The sequence below is a fragment of the Burkholderia sp. IMCC1007 genome (assembly GCF_027257875.1).
Lineage (GTDB): Bacteria > Pseudomonadota > Gammaproteobacteria > Burkholderiales > Burkholderiaceae > Burkholderia.
Genome location: NZ_JAPVQY010000064.1, coordinates 1 through 16,927 on the forward strand (window position 1 = coordinate 1; position 16,927 = coordinate 16,927).

The window sequence follows — 16,927 nt, forward strand, 5'->3', positions numbered from 1 at the left end:
GGTAAATTTGAGCGGACCAAGCCGCACGTCAACGTTGGTACGATTGGTCACGTTGACCACGGCAAGACGACGCTGACGGCAGCGATCACGACGGTTCTGACGAAGAAGTTCGGCGGCGAAGCGAAGGCGTACGACCAGATCGACGCGGCACCGGAAGAAAAGGCGCGCGGCATCACGATCAACACGGCACACGTCGAGTACGAAACGGCTAACCGCCACTACGCACACGTCGACTGCCCGGGCCACGCTGACTATGTGAAGAACATGATCACGGGCGCAGCGCAGATGGACGGCGCGATCCTGGTTTGCTCGGCAGCAGACGGCCCGATGCCGCAAACGCGCGAGCACATCCTGCTGGCGCGTCAGGTTGGCGTTCCGTACATCATCGTGTTCCTGAACAAGTGCGACATGGTGGACGACGCTGAACTGCTCGAGCTGGTCGAGATGGAAGTTCGCGAACTCCTGTCGAAGTACGACTTCCCGGGCGACGACACGCCGATCGTGAAGGGTTCGGCCAAGCTGGCGCTGGAAGGCGACACGGGCGAGCTGGGCGAAGTGGCGATCATGAGCCTGGCAGACGCACTGGACACGTACATCCCGACGCCGGAGCGTGCAGTTGACGGCGCGTTCCTGATGCCGGTGGAAGACGTGTTCTCGATCTCGGGCCGTGGTACGGTGGTGACGGGTCGTGTCGAGCGCGGCGTCGTGAAGGTCGGCGAGGAAATCGAAATCGTCGGTATCAAGCCGACGGTGAAGACGACCTGCACGGGCGTTGAAATGTTCCGCAAGCTGCTGGACCAAGGTCAGGCAGGCGACAACGTCGGTATCCTGCTGCGCGGCACGAAGCGTGAAGACGTGGAGCGTGGCCAGGTTCTGGCGAAGCCGGGTTCGATCACGCCGCACACGCACTTCACGGCTGAAGTGTACGTGCTGAGCAAGGACGAAGGCGGCCGTCACACGCCGTTCTTCAACAACTACCGTCCGCAGTTCTACTTCCGTACGACGGACGTGACGGGCTCGATCGAGCTGCCGAAGGACAAGGAAATGGTGATGCCGGGCGACAACGTGTCGATCACGGTGAAGCTGATCGCGCCGATCGCGATGGAAGAAGGTCTGCGCTTCGCCATCCGCGAAGGCGGCCGTACCGTCGGCGCCGGCGTCGTCGCCAAGATCATCGAGTAAGCCAGTTATTCGTTGATCGACAGTTTTGGGGCTGGCAGCAGCCAGTCCCAACATGGTTTAGGGGTATAGCTCAACTGGCAGAGCGTCGGTCTCCAAAACCGAAGGTTGGGGGTTCGATTCCCTCTGCCCCTGCCAAAAATCGCCACGTGCCACACGTGGCATTTGTTTTAAGGTGTTATGGCGAATCCATCCGTCGAAACTGTAAATACCTCCGGCGATAAGCTGATGCTGGCCCTGGGCGTATTGCTGGTCTTGGCCGGATTCGTGGGCTTCTTCTGGCTGGCCAACCAGCAGTGGTATGTCCGCGGTGCCGCGTTGGCGGTAGGTATCATCGCCGGCGTGGCCGTCGGGCTGATGTCCGCACCTGGCAAGAGCCTCATCGCGTTTGCCAAGGATTCGTACAAGGAAGTCCGCAAGGTCGTTTGGCCCACCCGCAAGGAAGCAACGCAAACCACACTCGTCGTGTTCGGTTTCGTGCTCGTGATGGCGATTTTCCTCTGGTTGAGTGACAAATCGATCGAATGGGTGATTTTCTCGGCGATTCTGGGTTGGAAATGATATGAGCGATACTCCGGCATCCCCGAGCGGAAAGCGTTGGTACGTCGTGCACGCCTACTCCGGCATGGAGAAGAGCGTGCAACGTGCGCTTCAGGAGCGCATCGAACGTGCTGGCATGCAGGACAAATTCGGTCAGATCCTGGTCCCGACCGAAGAAGTGGTCGAAGTAAAAGGCGGTCACAAGGCTGTGACCGAGCGTCGTTTCTTCCCCGGCTACGTGCTGGTCGAAATGGAAATGACGGACGAAACGTGGCACCTCGTGAAGAACACGGCAAAGGTCACCGGTTTCGTCGGCGGCGCACGTAACCGCCCGACTCCGATTTCCCCGAAGGAAGTCGAAAAGATCATGTCGCAGATGCAGGAAGGCGTTGAGAAGCCGCGCCCGAAGACCCTGTTCGAGGTTGGCGAGATGGTGCGTGTCAAGGAAGGCCCGTTCACGGACTTCAACGGCACGGTCGAAGAAGTCAACTACGAAAAATCGCGCGTGCGTGTGTCGGTCACCATCTTTGGCCGCTCCACCCCGGTCGAACTCGAGTTCGGTCAGGTCGAAAAAGTTTGATCCCGATTCGGTGGGCAGCCTCGGCTGCCCACCTTCGCGCTTACGGTCCGCGTCATGGCCGTTGAGGAGCGTCAGTAGCCAACGGCGAACGCGCGTTATCACTCACCGAACGCCGTCTGGCGTTCCAACGAGGTTTTCAAATGGCAAAGAAGATTGTCGGCTTTATCAAGCTGCAGATCCCTGCAGGTAAAGCCAACCCGTCGCCGCCGGTCGGTCCGGCACTGGGCCAGCGCGGCCTGAACATCATGGAGTTCTGCAAGGCGTTCAACGCGCAGACCCAAGGCATGGAGCCGGGTCTGCCGGTGCCGGTGGTCATCACGGCATTCGCTGACAAGAGCTTCACGTTCGTGATGAAGACGCCGCCGGCGACCGTCCTGATCAAGAAGGCGGCGAAGGTGGACAAGGGCTCGAGCAAGCCGCACACCGACAAGGTCGGTTCGATCACGCGCGCTCAAGCCGAAGAAATCGCGAAGACCAAGATGCCGGACCTTACGGCAGCTGATCTGGACGCAGCCGTTCGCACCATCGCTGGTAGCGCACGCTCGATGGGCATCACTGTGGAGGGCGTGTAAATGGCTAAGATCTCCAAGCGCCGTCAGGCATTTGCTGCCAAGGTCGACCGTCAGAAGCTGTACGCGATCGAAGACGCACTGGCACTCGTGAAGGAATGCGCGAGCGCGAAGTTCAACGAGTCGATCGACGTCGCAGTTCAGCTCGGCATCGATGCAAAGAAGTCGGACCAGGTCGTTCGTGGTTCGGTCGTTCTGCCGGCAGGTACGGGCAAGTCGGTTCGCGTTGCTGTGTTCGCGCAAGGCGAAAAGGCCGAGCAAGCTCGTGCAGCAGGCGCGGAAATCGTCGGTATGGAAGACCTGGCTGAGCAGATCAAGGCTGGCCAGATGGACTTCGACATCGTGATCGCTTCGCCGGACACGATGCGTATCGTCGGTACGCTCGGCCAGATCCTCGGCCCGCGCGGCCTGATGCCGAACCCGAAGGTCGGTACGGTCACGCCGGACGTCGCAACCGCCGTCAAGAACGCGAAGGCTGGTCAGGTGCAATTCCGTGTCGACAAGGCCGGTATCATCCACGCGACCATCGGCCGTGCATCGTTCGAATCGACCGCGCTGCGTTCGAACCTGTCGGCGCTGATCGAAGCGCTGCAGAAGGCGAAGCCGGCAACGAGCAAGGGCGTGTACCTGCGCAAGATCGCACTGTCGAGCACGATGGGCGTTGGCGTGCGTGTCGACCAGGCTACGCTGGCAGCACAGTAAGCAAGTATTCGGGCCGTTTCGTTCGCGAAGCGGCCTACATGGGCTTTGGGCGGTTGTTCGTGCAGTGGGGCGGGCAACCGGTTATCAAAGACCGTTGGTGGGACGCAGCAGGCAGGCGATTCCTTAATTCAAGCCAACGCAGATGGCGAACCCGAAAAAGTTTTGCAGTGGTGAAGCCGCAGGTCGTGAAGCAATTCATGGCGTGAGGTGGAAATACTCCTAACGAGGTCGGACGCCGTTGTTGAACGAGGTACGTGAGGTTTCGGCCATGCCGGCCGCGCCGAACGTATCGTTTCTGGAGGCTAACCGTGCCGCTTAATAGAGAAGACAAGCAAGCCGTCGTCGCTGAGGTTTCCGCGCAAGTCGCGAAGGCCCAGACCGTTGTGCTGGCTGAGTATCGTGGAATTGCGGTTGGCGATCTGACCAAGCTGCGCGCGAAAGCGCGTGAGCAACAGGTTTACCTGCGCGTGTTGAAGAACACGCTGGCGCGTCGCGCTGTTGAAGGTACGCCCTTTGCTCCGCTGGCAGAGCAGATGACTGGTCCGCTGATCTACGGCATCTCGGAAGATGCAATTGCTGCTGCTAAGGTCGTCAACGACTTCAGCAAGAGCAATGACAAGTTGGTCATCAAGGCTGGTTCGTTCGATGGCAAGGTGATGGACAAGGCTGGCGTGCAAGCGCTGGCAAGCATCCCGAGCCGCGAAGAACTGCTCTCGAAGCTGCTGTTCGTTATGCAATCGCCTGTTTCGGGCTTCGCGCGTGCTCTCGCCGCGCTGGCCGAGAAGAAGCAAGCGGAAGCTGCGTAAGCGAACGTGCATCAGCGTTACTGATCGCTGGCTGTATCCGAATTCAATTTAGGAGTATTTCAAATGGCAATCGCAAAAGAAGACATCCTGGCAGCAGTCGAAGGGATGACCGTTCTGGAACTGAACGAACTGGTCAAGGCGTTCGAAGAGAAGTTTGGCGTGTCGGCAGCTGCAGTGGCAGTCGCTGGCCCGGCAGGCGGCGGCGCAGCTGCTGCAGCAGAAGAGAAGACCGAATTCACGGTCGTCCTGGCTGAAGCAGGCAGCAACAAGGTTGCAGTCATCAAGGCAGTTCGCGAACTGACGGGCCTGGGCCTGAAGGAAGCGAAGGACGTCGTTGACGGCGCACCGAAGGCTGTCAAGGAAGGCGTCGACAAGGCTGCTGCTGAAGAAGCCAAGAAGAAGCTGGAAGACGCAGGCGCGAAGGTCGAAGTCAAGTAAGTTTCGACGCGCTGTGCGAAGGCTGGCGGTATTTTCACCGCCGGCCTTTTTGTGCTTTGTGGGGACGTTATTCTGGCACTCATTCGGGAGCCCGAATAATCGGCCCCAGAGGCCAAAGAAAACCGCCAAATCGTTGTCAGTGTCGCGATTGGCGCTTCTCTTTGTCTTCTGAAGCGACTGCAGAAGGCAAGTTTGGTCGGGTAGCGGGCAACACAGGCATCCGCTGCCGTCAGCCAGCGGTTGGTAGCGGCCAACCACCAAGCTTCTCGGCTCGTTCAAGCCATCGGGCGGCCATCGGGTCTCAGTCGGTGAACACTCGGGTTTGAAACGTCCAGGTATCCCGCCTCGACAGCACCCGCCGTGATTCGGAGATCGTATGCAATATTCCTTCACCGAGAAGAAGCGCATTCGCAAGAGTTTCGCGAAGCGCCCCATCGTTCACCAAGTTCCGTTCTTGCTGGCCACCCAGCTTGAATCATTCAGCACGTTTCTGCAAGCTGATGTGCCGGCGACGCAACGCAAGCCTGAAGGTTTGCAGGCCGCATTCACATCGGTATTTCCCATTGTTTCGCACAACGGCTTCGCGCGCCTCGAGTTCGTGAGCTATGCGCTGTCCGCGCCGGCATTCAACATCAAGGAATGCCAGCAGCGTGGCCTGACGTACTGCTCCGCGCTGCGCGCGAAGGTCCGCCTTGTCATCCTCGACAAGGAATCGCCGAACAAGCCGGTCGTCAAGGAAGTGAAAGAGCAGGAAGTGTACATGGGCGAAATGCCGCTCATGACGCCGACGGGCTCGTTCGTCATCAACGGCACCGAGCGTGTCATCGTCTCGCAGCTGCACCGTTCGCCGGGCGTGTTCTTCGAACACGACAAGGGCAAGACGCACAGCTCGGGCAAGCTGCTGTTCTCGGCACGGATCATTCCGTACCGCGGCTCGTGGCTCGACTTCGAATTCGATCCGAAGGACATCCTGTACTTCCGCGTCGACCGTCGCCGCAAGATGCCGGTCACGATCCTGCTGAAGGCCATCGGCCTGACGCCGGAACAGATCCTCGCGAACTTCTTCGTGTTCGACAACTTCACGCTGATGGACGAAGGCGCGCAACTCGAGTTCGTGCCCGAGCGCCTGCGTGGTGAAGTCGCGCGTTTCGACATCACGGATCGCGACGGCAAGGTCATCGTCCAGAAGGACAAGCGGATCAACGCGAAGCACATTCGCGACCTCGAAGCCGCGAAGACCAAGTTCATCTCGGTGCCGGAAGACTATCTGCTCGGCCGCGTGCTGGCGAAGAACGTCGTCGACGGCGACACCGGCGAAGTGATCGCGAGCGCGAACGACGAAGTCACGGAAAGCGTGCTCGAGAAGCTGCGCGAAGCGGGCATCAAGGACATCCAGACGCTCTACACGAACGATCTGGACCAGGGCCCGTACATCTCGTCGACGCTGCGTGTCGACGAAACGACCGACAAGACGGCCGCGCGCATCGCGATCTACCGCATGATGCGTCCGGGCGAGCCGCCGACCGAAGAAGCGGTCGAGGCGCTGTTCAATCGTCTGTTCTACAGCGAAGAAGCGTACGACCTGTCGAAGGTCGGCCGTATGAAGTTCAACCGCCGCGTCGGCCGTGACGAGATCGTCGGCCCGATGACGCTGCAGGACGACGACATCCTCGCGACGATCAAGATCCTCGTCGAGCTGCGCAACGGCAAGGGCGAAGTGGACGACATCGACCACCTCGGCAACCGTCGCGTGCGTTGCGTCGGCGAACTGGCGGAAAACCAGTTCCGCGCGGGTCTCGTGCGTGTCGAGCGCGCGGTCAAGGAACGCCTCGGCCAGGCCGAAAGCGAAAACCTGATGCCGCACGACCTGATCAACTCGAAGCCGATTTCGTCGGCGATCCGCGAGTTCTTCGGTTCGTCGCAGCTGTCGCAGTTCATGGACCAGACCAACCCGCTGTCGGAAATCACGCACAAGCGCCGTGTTTCCGCGCTGGGCCCGGGCGGCCTGACGCGCGAGCGCGCAGGCTTCGAAGTCCGCGACGTGCACCCGACCCACTACGGCCGCGTGTGCCCGATCGAAACGCCGGAAGGTCCGAACATCGGTCTGATCAACTCGCTCGCACTGTACGCGCACCTGAACGAGTACGGCTTCCTCGAGACGCCGTACCGCAAGGTCGTGGACAGCAAGGTGACCGACCAGATCGACTACCTGTCGGCGATCGAGGAAGGCCGCTACATGATCGCTCAGGCGAACGCCGCGATCGACGAGAACGGCCAGCTGATCGACGAACTCGTGTCGTCGCGTGAAGCCGGCGAAACGATGATGGTCACGCCGGATCGTATCCAGTACATGGACGTCGCGCCGTCGCAGATCGTGTCGGTTGCAGCCTCGCTGATTCCGTTCCTCGAGCACGATGACGCGAACCGTGCACTGATGGGTTCGAACATGCAGCGTCAGGCCGTGCCGTGTCTGCGTCCGGAAAAGCCGGTCGTCGGTACGGGCATCGAGCGCACCTGCGCGGTCGACTCGGGTACGACGGTTCAGGCGTTCCGCGGCGGTGTGGTCGACTACGTCGACGCAGGCCGTATCGTGATTCGCGTGAACGACGACGAAGCGGTCGCAGGTGAAGTCGGTGTCGACATCTACAACCTGATCAAGTACACGCGTTCGAACCAGAACACGAACATCAACCAGCGTCCGATCGTGAAGATGGGCGACAAGGTCTCGCGCGGCGACGTGCTGGCCGACGGCGCCTCGACGGACCTGGGCGAGCTCGCGCTCGGCCAGAACATGCTGATCGCGTTCATGCCGTGGAACGGCTACAACTTCGAGGATTCGATCCTGATCTCGGAGAAGGTGGTCGCGGACGATCGCTACACGTCGATCCACATCGAAGAGCTGAACGTCGTTGCACGCGACACGAAGCTCGGGCCGGAAGAAATCACGCGCGACATCTCGAACCTGGCGGAAGTCCAGCTCGGCCGTCTCGACGAATCGGGCATCGTGTACATCGGTGCTGAAGTCGAAGCGGGCGACGTGCTGGTCGGCAAGGTCACGCCGAAGGGCGAGACCCAGCTGACGCCGGAAGAGAAGCTGCTGCGCGCGATCTTCGGCGAGAAGGCTTCGGACGTGAAGGACACGTCGCTGCGCGTGCCGTCGGGCATGAACGGCACCGTGATCGACGTCCAGGTGTTCACGCGTGAAGGCATCCAGCGCGACAAGCGTGCGCAACAGATCATCGACGACGAACTGAAGCGCTACCGTCTCGACCTGAACGACCAGCTGCGCATCGTGGAAGGCGACGCGTTCCAGCGTCTCGCACGCATGCTGGTGGGCAAGGTAGCGAACGGCGGTCCGAAGAAGCTCGCGAAGGGCACGAAGATCGACCAGGCTTACCTGGAAGACCTCGACCACTACCACTGGTTCGACATCCGCCTGGCGGAAGACGAAGCAGCGGCGCAGCTCGAAGCGATCAAGAACTCGATCGAAGAGAAGCGTCACCAGTTCGACCTCGCGTTCGAAGAGAAGCGCAAGAAGCTCACGCAAGGCGACGAACTGCCGCCGGGCGTGCTGAAGATGGTCAAGGTGTACCTCGCGGTGAAGCGTCGTCTGCAGCCTGGCGACAAGATGGCAGGCCGTCACGGTAACAAGGGTGTCGTGTCGAAGATCGTCCCGATCGAAGACATGCCGTACATGGCCGATGGCCGTCCGGCAGACGTCGTGCTGAACCCGCTTGGCGTGCCGTCGCGGATGAACGTGGGTCAGGTTCTGGAAGTGCACCTCGGCTGGGCCGCGAAGGGCCTCGGCTGGCGTATCGGCGAAATGCTGCAGCGTCAGGCGAAGATCGAGGAACTGCGCACGTTCCTGACGAAGATCTACAACGAGTCGGGCCGCCAGGAAGATCTGGAAAGCTTCACCGACGACGAGATCCTCGAACTCGCGAAGAATCTGCGCGAAGGCGTGCCGTTCGCGACGCCGGTGTTCGACGGTGCGACCGAGGAAGAAATGGGCAAGATGCTCGACCTCGCGTTCCCGGACGAGATCGCCGAACAGCTCGGCATGAACCCGTCGAAGAACCAGGTCCGCCTGTACGACGGCCGCACGGGCGAGATGTTCGAACGTCGCGTGACGCTCGGCTACATGCACTACCTGAAGCTGCACCACTTGGTCGACGACAAGATGCACGCGCGTTCGACCGGCCCGTACTCGCTCGTCACGCAGCAGCCGCTGGGTGGTAAGGCGCAGTTCGGTGGCCAGCGTTTCGGTGAAATGGAAGTGTGGGCACTCGAAGCGTACGGCGCGTCCTACGTGCTGCAGGAAATGCTGACGGTGAAGTCGGATGACGTGAATGGCCGGACCAAGGTTTATGAAAACCTCGTCAAGGGCGATCACGTGATCGATGCAGGCATGCCGGAATCCTTCAACGTGCTGGTGAAGGAAATCCGCTCGCTCGGTATCGACATCGATCTCGACCGCAATTAATCGGACTACGGAGAGAAGGCAATGAAAGCTCTGCTCGATCTATTCAAGCAAGTCCAACAGGAAGAAGTTTTCGACGCGATCAAGATCGGTCTGGCCTCGCCGGACAAGATCCGTTCGTGGTCCTTCGGTGAAGTGAAGAAGCCGGAGACCATCAACTACCGTACGTTCAAGCCGGAACGCGATGGTCTGTTCTGCGCGAAGATCTTCGGGCCGATCAAGGACTACGAGTGCCTGTGCGGCAAGTACAAGCGCCTGAAGCACCGCGGCGTGATCTGCGAGAAGTGCGGCGTCGAAGTGACGCTGGCGAAGGTGCGTCGCGAACGCATGGGCCACATCGAGCTGGCCTCGCCGGTCGCGCACATCTGGTTCCTGAAGTCGCTGCCGTCGCGTCTGGGCATGGTGCTCGACATGACGCTGCGCGACATCGAACGCGTGCTGTACTTCGAAGCGTACGTGGTGATCGAACCGGGCATGACGCCGCTGAAGGCGCGGCAGATCATGACCGAAGAGGATTACTACAACAAGGTCGAGGAATACGGCGACGAATTCCGTGCCGAAATGGGCGCGGAAGGCGTGCGTGAACTGCTGCGCGCGATCAACATCGACGAGCAGGTCGAGACGCTGCGCACCGAGCTGAAGAACACCGGCTCGGAAGCGAAGATCAAGAAGTACGCGAAGCGCCTGAAGGTCCTCGAGGCATTCCAGCGCTCGGGCATCAAGCCCGAGTGGATGATCCTCGAAGTGCTGCCGGTGCTGCCGCCGGAACTGCGTCCGCTCGTGCCGCTGGATGGCGGCCGTTTCGCGACGTCGGACCTGAACGACCTGTATCGCCGCGTGATCAACCGTAACAACCGGTTGAAGCGTCTGCTCGAGCTGAAGGCGCCTGAAATCATCGTCCGCAACGAAAAGCGGATGCTGCAGGAAGCCGTCGACTCGCTGCTCGACAACGGTCGTCGCGGCAAGGCGATGACGGGCGCGAACAAGCGTCCGCTGAAGTCGCTCGCCGACATGATCAAGGGCAAGGGCGGTCGTTTCCGTCAGAACCTGCTGGGCAAGCGCGTCGACTACTCGGGCCGTTCGGTCATCGTGGTCGGCCCGACGCTGAAGCTGCACCAGTGCGGTCTGCCGAAGCTGATGGCGCTCGAGCTGTTCAAGCCGTTCATCTTCAACAAGCTGGAAGTGATGGGCGTCGCGACGACCATCAAGGCCGCGAAGAAGGAAGTCGAGAACCAGACGCCGGTGGTGTGGGACATCCTCGAAGAGGTGATCCGCGAACACCCGGTGATGCTGAACCGTGCGCCGACGCTGCACCGTCTCGGTATCCAGGCGTTCGAGCCGGTGCTGATCGAAGGCAAGGCAATTCAGCTGCACCCGCTCGTCTGCGCGGCGTTCAACGCCGACTTCGACGGTGACCAGATGGCCGTTCACGTGCCGCTGTCGCTCGAAGCGCAGATGGAAGCGCGTACGCTGATGCTGGCGTCGAACAACGTGCTGTTCCCGGCCAACGGCGATCCGTCGATCGTGCCGTCGCAGGATATCGTGCTGGGTCTGTACTACGCGACCCGCGAAGCGATCAACGGCAAGGGCGAAGGCCTGTCGTTCACGGGCGTGTCGGAAGTGATCCGCGCGTACGAGAACAAGGAAGTCGAGCTGGCCTCGCGCGTCAACGTGCGGATCACCGAAATGGTCCGCAATGAAGACACGTCGGAAGGCGCGCCGGAATTCGTGCCGAAGATCTCGCTGTACGCGACGACCGTCGGTCGCGCGATCCTGTCGGAGATCCTGCCGCACGGCCTGCCGTTCTCGGTGCTGAACAAGCCGCTGAAGAAGAAGGAAATCTCGCGCCTGATCAACACGGCGTTCCGCAAGTGCGGTCTGCGTGCGACGGTGGTGTTCGCCGACCAGCTGATGCAGTCGGGTTTCCGTCTCGCGACGCGCGCCGGCATCTCGATCTGCGTGGACGACATGCTCGTGCCGCCGCAGAAGGAAACGATCGTCGGCGACGCCGCGAAGAAGGTGAAGGAGTACGACCGCCAGTACATGTCGGGTCTCGTCACCGCGCAGGAACGCTACAACAACGTGGTCGACATCTGGTCGGCGACGTCGGAAGCGGTCGGCAAGGCGATGATGGAGCAGCTGTCGACGGAGCCGGTGACGGACCGCGACGGCAACGAGACGCGCCAGGAGTCGTTCAACTCGATCTACATGATGGCCGACTCGGGCGCCCGGGGTTCGGCGGTTCAGATTCGTCAGCTGGCCGGTATGCGTGGCCTGATGGCGAAGCCGGACGGCTCGATTATCGAGACGCCGATTACCGCGAACTTCCGCGAAGGCCTGAACGTGTTGCAGTACTTCATCTCGACCCATGGTGCACGTAAGGGTCTGGCTGATACGGCACTGAAGACCGCGAACTCGGGTTACCTGACGCGTCGTCTGGTTGACGTCACGCAGGATCTGGTCGTGGTGGAAGACGATTGCGGCACGTCGAACGGCGTGGCGATGAAGGCACTCGTCGAAGGCGGTGAAGTCGTCGAAGCGCTGCGCGACCGTATCCTCGGCCGCGTCGCGGTCGCGGACGTCGTGAACCCGGAAACGCAGGAAACGCTGTACGAATCGGGCACGCTGCTCGACGAAACGGCGGTCGAGGAAATCGAACGCCTCGGCATCGACGAAGTGCGCGTGCGCACGCCGCTGACCTGCGAAACGCGTTACGGTCTGTGCGCGGCCTGCTATGGCCGTGACCTCGGCCGCGGCTCGCTCGTGAACGTCGGCGAAGCAGTCGGCGTGATCGCGGCACAGTCGATCGGTGAGCCGGGCACGCAGCTGACGATGCGTACGTTCCACATCGGTGGTGCGGCATCGCGTGCGGCAGTGGCGTCGTCGGTCGAAGCGAAGAGCAACGGTATCGTGCGTTTCACGGCGACGATGCGTTACGTCACCAACGCGAAGGGCGAGCAGATCGTCATTTCGCGTTCGGGCGAGGCGCTGATCACCGACGATATCGGCCGCGAGCGCGAACGTCACAAAATCCCGTACGGCGCGACGCTGCTGCAGCTCGACGGCGCGACGATCAAGGCCGGCACGCAGCTGGCCACGTGGGATCCGATGACGCGTCCGATCATCACCGAGTACGGTGGTACGGTGAAGTTCGAGAACGTCGAGGAAGGCGTGACCGTCGCGAAGCAGATCGACGACGTGACCGGCCTGTCGACGCTGGTCGTGATCGACGTGAAGCGTCGTGGTTCGCAAGCTTCGAAGAGCGTGCGTCCGCAGGTGAAACTGCTCGACGCGAACGGCGAAGAAGTGAAGATCCCGGGCACGGAGCACGCAGTGCAGATCGGCTTCCAGGTCGGCGCGCTGATCACCGTGAAGGACGGCCAGCAGGTGCAGGTGGGTGAAGTGCTCGCACGTATCCCGACGGAAGCGCAGAAGACGCGTGACATTACCGGCGGTCTGCCGCGGGTGGCGGAACTGTTCGAAGCGCGTTCGCCGAAGGATGCCGGCATTCTCGCGGAAGTCACCGGTACGACGTCGTTCGGTAAGGACACGAAGGGCAAGCAGCGTCTCGTCATCACGGACCTCGAAGGCAATCAGCACGAGTTCCTGATCGCGAAGGAAAAGCAGGTTCTGGTCCACGATGCCCAGGTCGTCAACAAGGGCGAAATGATCGTGGACGGTCCGGCCGATCCGCACGACATCCTGCGTCTGCAGGGTATCGAGGCGCTGTCGCGCTACATCGTCGACGAAGTGCAGGACGTGTACCGTCTGCAGGGCGTGAAGATCAACGACAAGCACATCGAGGTGATCGTTCGCCAGATGCTGCGTCGTGTGCAGATCACCGACAACGGCGATACGCGCTTCATCCCGGGCGAACAGGTCGAGCGTTCCGACATGCTGGACGAGAACGATCGCATGATCGCCGAGGGCAAGCGCCCGGCGTCGTACGACAACGTGCTCCTCGGTATCACGAAGGCGTCGCTTTCCACCGACTCGTTCATCTCCGCGGCATCGTTCCAGGAAACGACCCGCGTGCTGACCGAAGCGGCGATCATGGGCAAGCGCGACGATCTGCGCGGCCTGAAGGAAAACGTGATCGTCGGCCGTCTGATCCCGGCCGGTACGGGTCTCGCGTTCCACAAGGCACGCAAGGCGAAGGAAATGTCCGACCGCGAGCGTTTCGACCAGATCGCAGCGGAAGAGGCATTCGACTTCGGTACGCCGAGCACGCCGGCCGAAGAGCCGCAACACCCGGCAGCCGAGTAAGCGGTGGGGGCGGCGCGAGCCGCCTCACGCTGCTGCACTCGCTGTCATCGAAACCGCCCGGTTCCACCCGGGCGGTTTTTTTTATCCGTCGTTCACGCGCATGACGGGCTTGTCGCACGGTTGCGGCAGGACCGTCATGCGCGTGCGCGAACCCTGTCCGATCGGCCAACGTTGAGCGATTCGCCGCGCGTCGTGCGAGCGGGTTGTTAAAATCGCGGTCATCGTTCCGCCGTCCTCGTTCTCATTCATGTCCCGCGCCCTCGAAATCCTCGACGAAGTCTTTGGTTATTCCGCATTTCGCGGCCAGCAGGGCGAGATCGTCGAGCACGTCGCCGGCGGCGGCGATTGCCTCGTGCTGATGCCGACGGGCGGCGGCAAGTCGCTGTGCTATCAGATTCCGGCACTGCTGCGCCGTGAGGCCGGGCAGGGCGCCGGCATCGTCGTGTCGCCGCTGATCGCGCTGATGCAGGACCAGGTCGCCGCGCTCAGCGAAGTCGGCGTGCGTGCGGCTTACCTGAACTCGACGCTGTCGGGCGCCGAGGCCGCGGCAACCGAGCGCGCGTTGCGCGAAGGCGAGATCGACCTGCTGTACGTCGCGCCCGAGCGCCTGATGACCGGGCGCTTTCTCGAGCTGCTCGAGCGCGCGAAGATCGGCCTGTTCGCGATCGACGAAGCGCACTGCGTGTCGCAGTGGGGCCATGACTTCCGTCCCGAATACATCCAGCTGTCGGTGCTGCACGAGCGTTTCCCGTCGGTGCCGCGCATTGCGCTGACGGCCACTGCGGACGCGATCACGCGCGACGAGATCATCCATCGTCTCGCGCTCGACGATGCGCGCGTGTTCATATCGAGTTTCGACCGGCCGAACATCCGCTACCGGATCGTCGAAAAGGACAACGCGCGTTCGCAGCTGCTCGATTTCATCCGCGCCGAGCACACGAACGCGGACGGCACGACCGACGCGGGCGTCGTGTACTGCCTGTCGCGCCGCAAGGTCGAGGAAACGGCCGAATGGCTGAAGGCGCAGGGCGTGCGTGCGCTGCCGTATCACGCGGGCATGGAATTCGAGGTGCGGCAGAAGCACCAGGAAATGTTCCAGCGCGAGGAAGGCATCGTGATGTGCGCGACGATCGCGTTCGGTATGGGCATCGACAAGCCCGACGTGCGTTTCGTCGCGCACCTCGATTTGCCGAAGAGCGTCGAAGGCTACTACCAGGAAACCGGTCGCGCGGGTCGCGACGGGATGCCGGCGAACGCGTGGATGGCGTATGGCCTCGGCGACGTCGTCCAGCAGCGCAAGATGATCGACGAGTCCGATGCGGACGACGCGCACAAGCGGGTGCAGACGGCGAAGCTCGACGCGCTGCTCGGGCTGTGCGAGACGATCTCGTGCCGGCGCGTGCGGCTGCTGAACTATTTCGGCGAGGCGAGCCAGCCGTGCGGCAACTGTGACACATGCCTCGAGCCGCCCGATTCATGGGACGCGACGCGCGAAGCGCAGATGGCGCTGTCGTGCGTGTTTCGTGCGCAGCGTGCGAGCGGCTTCAATTTCGGCTCGAGCCATCTGATCGAGATCCTGCGCGGCGGCCGCACCGAGAAGGTGCTGCAGCGTGGCCACGACCAGCTGAGCACGTTCGGGATCGGCGCGTCGCTGTCCGAGCCCGAATGGCGTGCGATTTTCCGGCAACTCGTCGCGTCCGGCTATCTGGCGGTCGACCATGGCGGCTTCGGCGCGCTGATGCTGACCGAGGCCGCGAAGCCGGTGCTGAAGAACGAGGAGAAGGTCACGCTGCGCCGCTACGTGAAGCCGCAGCGCACGCGCCAGTCGTCGAGCCGCAGCGGCACGCGCGTCGACCCGACGGCCGGCATGGGCACGCGCGAGCGCGCCCGCTGGGACGCGCTGCGTGCGTGGCGTGCGGAAACCGCGAAATCCGACGGCGTGCCGGCCTACGTGATCTTCCACGACGCGACGCTCGCCGAGATCGCGCGCAACGCGCCCGAGACGATCGACGACCTGCGCCACATCCCCGGTATGGGCGTACGCAAGCTCGAGCGTTTCGGCGACGAGATCATCGACGTCGTCGAATCGGCGTGATGTGTGCGGCTCACAGCGGTTTCGACCCTTTCGGTAAACCGCCCGCGCGGCCGGCAAATCACGCAAGCCGTTGACTTAGTTGGCATTTCCGGAATATGATGCTGGGTTCCGGTATTCGGCGGGCCGAGTCGCGTTCCAAGGTTCGTGTCCGTATCGCCGGTTCGGAAGTCAACTGTGCGCCGATTCTCGCTTTGCCCGAAATCGATGTGCAGATTTTGTTCAATTTCAGGAATAAACAATGCCAACCATCAACCAACTGGTTCGCAAAGGCCGTCAGTCGGAAACGACGAAGAGCAAGAGCCCGGCCCTGCAGGACTGCCCCCAGCGTCGCGGCGTGTGCACCCGTGTGTACACGACGACGCCGAAGAAGCCTAACTCGGCACTCCGTAAGGTCGCCAAGGTTCGTCTGACGAACGGCTTCGAAGTGATTTCGTACATCGGCGGTGAAGGCCACAACCTGCAGGAACACTCGGTTGTGCTGATCCGCGGCGGCCGTGTGAAGGACTTGCCGGGTGTGCGTTACCACATGGTTCGCGGCTCGCTGGATACCCAGGGCGTCAAGGACCGTAAGCAAGCGCGTTCGAAGTACGGCGCGAAGCGTGCAAAGGCTGCCAAGTAAGCAGTTTTTGATCAGGGATCGCCGCAGGGCGGTCAAGGCGGGAGTGCCGGATTGCCGGTGCTGTCGAGTAAGTGGTCACCCGGCCAAGCTGGTTAGTCGTGAAGATGTGATCGGGTTTGTTGGTGGCCGCGGGGCTGGATACAGCTCCAACTGAACAGGTAAAGGAAGAATCATGCCGCGTCGTCGCGAAGTCCCCAAGCGGGAAGTGTTGCCGGATCCGAAGTTCGGCAACGTTGATGTAGCCAAGTTCATGAACATGCTGATGCTGTCCGGCAAGAAGTCGGTCGCAGAGCGCATCGTTTATGGCGCATTCGAACAAATCCAGACCAAGGGTGGCAAGGACCCGCTGGAAGTGTTCACCGTTGCGCTCAACAACGTGAAGCCGGTGGTCGAAGTGAAGAGCCGCCGCGTTGGTGGTGCCAACTATCAAGTTCCGGTCGAAGTGCGCCCGTCGCGTCGTATGGCATTGGCGATGCGCTGGCTGCGTGAGGCTGCGAAGAAGCGCAGCGAGAAGTCGATGGCTCTGCGTCTGGCAGGCGAACTCTCCGAAGCGGCCGAAGGCCGTGGCGGCGCGATGAAAAAGCGCGACGAAGTTCACCGCATGGCGGAAGCCAACCGCGCGTTCTCGCATTTCCGTTTCTAAGCGCCTGGCT

13 protein-coding genes and 1 tRNA gene are annotated in these 16,927 nt (G+C 61.8%); 13 read left to right on the forward strand and 1 reads right to left on the reverse strand.

Annotated elements, in window-relative coordinates:
• The 10 genes from tuf to rpoC all read left to right on the forward strand — a co-directional run.
• The coding region (gene tuf / locus O1Q03_RS33865) for an elongation factor Tu (RefSeq protein ID WP_269509219.1) at positions 1-1,182 on the forward strand (1,182 nt) is incomplete at its 5' end.
• 59 nt (positions 1,183-1,241) lie between these two features.
• Positions 1,242-1,317: transfer RNA gene (locus O1Q03_RS33870), tRNA-Trp, on the forward strand.
• Between the two features lie 42 nt (positions 1,318-1,359).
• Positions 1,360-1,740, forward strand: a complete 381-nt coding sequence (gene secE, locus O1Q03_RS33875; RefSeq protein ID WP_006482892.1) for a preprotein translocase subunit SecE — start codon at positions 1,360-1,362, stop codon at positions 1,738-1,740.
• Position 1,741: 1 nt separating this feature from the next.
• Positions 1,742-2,299, forward strand: coding sequence for a transcription termination/antitermination protein NusG (nusG, locus tag O1Q03_RS33880; RefSeq protein WP_006400672.1), 558 nt, complete (start codon positions 1,742-1,744; stop codon positions 2,297-2,299).
• A 140-nt stretch (positions 2,300-2,439) separates the two neighbouring features.
• Positions 2,440-2,871: a 50S ribosomal protein L11 gene (rplK, locus tag O1Q03_RS33885; protein WP_006753591.1), complete on the forward strand. Its 432-nt coding sequence runs from the start codon at positions 2,440-2,442 to the stop codon at positions 2,869-2,871.
• Positions 2,872-3,570 (forward strand): 50S ribosomal protein L1, encoded by a 699-nt coding sequence (rplA, locus tag O1Q03_RS33890; protein ID WP_017333534.1) that lies wholly within the window; start codon positions 2,872-2,874, stop codon positions 3,568-3,570.
• Positions 3,571-3,878: 308 nt separating this feature from the next.
• Entirely contained in the window at positions 3,879-4,376 is a 498-nt protein-coding gene (rplJ, locus tag O1Q03_RS33895; RefSeq protein ID WP_021161756.1) for a 50S ribosomal protein L10, read from the forward strand.
• 63 nt (positions 4,377-4,439) lie between these two features.
• Positions 4,440-4,814 carry a 50S ribosomal protein L7/L12 gene (rplL, locus tag O1Q03_RS33900; protein WP_009687178.1) on the forward strand — a complete coding sequence of 125 codons (375 nt, stop codon included), beginning with the start codon at positions 4,440-4,442 and terminating at the stop codon, positions 4,812-4,814.
• 376 nt (positions 4,815-5,190) lie between these two features.
• Entirely contained in the window at positions 5,191-9,297 is a 4,107-nt protein-coding gene (gene rpoB / locus O1Q03_RS33905) for a DNA-directed RNA polymerase subunit beta (RefSeq protein ID WP_269509221.1), read from the forward strand.
• A gap of 21 nt (positions 9,298-9,318) precedes the next feature.
• The gene (gene rpoC, locus O1Q03_RS33910) at positions 9,319-13,560 is read left to right on the forward strand and encodes a DNA-directed RNA polymerase subunit beta' (RefSeq protein WP_269509223.1); all 4,242 of its coding nucleotides are present in this window, start codon (positions 9,319-9,321) and stop codon (positions 13,558-13,560) included.
• An 81-nt stretch (positions 13,561-13,641) separates the two neighbouring features.
• Here rpoC and O1Q03_RS33915 read toward each other — a convergent pair whose 3' ends face one another.
• Positions 13,642-13,809 (reverse strand): hypothetical protein, encoded by a 168-nt coding sequence (locus tag O1Q03_RS33915; protein ID WP_269509225.1) that lies wholly within the window; start codon positions 13,807-13,809, stop codon positions 13,642-13,644.
• On the opposite strand from O1Q03_RS33915, the gene recQ reads away from it, so the two are divergent.
• From recQ to rpsG, 3 genes are all read left to right on the forward strand, one after another.
• Positions 13,808-15,655, forward strand: a complete 1,848-nt coding sequence (recQ, locus tag O1Q03_RS33920) for a DNA helicase RecQ (protein WP_269509227.1) — start codon at positions 13,808-13,810, stop codon at positions 15,653-15,655. The genes O1Q03_RS33915 and recQ overlap by 2 nt on opposite strands.
• A 238-nt stretch (positions 15,656-15,893) precedes the next feature.
• Positions 15,894-16,274: a 30S ribosomal protein S12 gene (gene rpsL, locus O1Q03_RS33925; RefSeq protein ID WP_006400662.1), complete on the forward strand. Its 381-nt coding sequence runs from the start codon at positions 15,894-15,896 to the stop codon at positions 16,272-16,274.
• A 172-nt stretch (positions 16,275-16,446) separates the two neighbouring features.
• Positions 16,447-16,917 carry a 30S ribosomal protein S7 gene (gene rpsG, locus O1Q03_RS33930; RefSeq protein ID WP_006477195.1) on the forward strand — a complete coding sequence of 157 codons (471 nt, stop codon included), beginning with the start codon at positions 16,447-16,449 and terminating at the stop codon, positions 16,915-16,917.
• Positions 16,918-16,927 lie beyond the last annotated feature (10 nt).